Origin of the sequence: Mesorhizobium sp. M7A.F.Ca.CA.004.12.1.1 (assembly GCF_003997835.1) — a bacterium.
Taxonomy (GTDB): Bacteria; Pseudomonadota; Alphaproteobacteria; order Rhizobiales; family Rhizobiaceae; genus Mesorhizobium.
The window spans coordinates 1-989 of record NZ_RZRK01001296.1; the positions used below are offsets into that span (position 1 = coordinate 1).

A 989-nucleotide genomic window follows, 5' to 3' on the forward strand; every position below is an offset into this window, starting at 1 on the left:
GTCATGGCCTGGTCCGTTACGCAAGGCATCCTCGATCTCGGCGCCACGACGCAGACCGCCACCGGCTTCACGCTGACGGGCGGGGAATTGCGCAACGGCACTCTGAGCACCGCCGGCAGCTTCGCCTTGAGCAACGGCACCGTGTCGGCGCTCCTCGGCGGGACCGGCTCCCTGGTCAAATCCGGCACCGGCACGGTCGTCCTCACCGGCACCAACACCTATTCGGGCGGCACCTTCGTCAACGGCGGCACATTGAGGATCGGCGGCGACTGGGCGCTGGGCGATGTCTCGGGCGCCCTGACCTTGAACGGCGGCGCGCTGCAGGTGACGGGCAATCCCGTCAGCTTCACGCTGGAACGCCAGATAATCCTCGGCGCCAACGGCGGCACCTTCGATGTCGGCGCCGGCAAGAACCTCATCCTCGACGGCGTGGTTTCGGGTGACGGACAACTCGCCAAGACCAGTTCCGGCACGCTGACGCTGACCGGCGCCAACAGCTATTCGGGCGGCACGGCGGTACGCGGCGGCAGCCTTGTCGCGGCGGCGACAGGTGCGCTCGGCGACGGGCCGGTCACCATAAACTCCAACGGAAGCGGGGGATGGGCCAGGCTCTATTTCTCGGGCAACGACGCCGCCTATCCAGTCAGCGCCCAGGACCTCTCGATCACCGTCGGCCGGGGCGACCTCAACTTCCAGGGCAATGCGACCGCCGGCGCGGCCACCATCGTCCTGGCGCAGGACGGCTATGGCGGGCTCCATTTCGGCACCGGAACCGATGCCGGCACGGCCAGCATCACCAACCAGGGCGGCGGCTTCGTCGCCTTCACGGGGGCAAGCGCCGCCAACGCGACCATCGTCAATGACGGCCTGGGCGTACCGTATTATTTCAGCAGGACGACCTTCGACGACGATTATTCGAGCAATGAATTCTCCTCCGCCGGAGACGCCACGATAACCAACAGGAATGGCGGCTCGACCACTTTTTACGG

The 989-nt window shown here is 66.6% G+C and carries 1 protein-coding gene; it reads left to right on the plus strand.

The genetic code is table 11. The features are described 5' to 3' along the window. The coding region (locus EN984_RS35915) for an autotransporter-associated beta strand repeat-containing protein (RefSeq protein ID WP_206517577.1) at positions 1-989 on the plus strand (989 nt) is incomplete at both ends.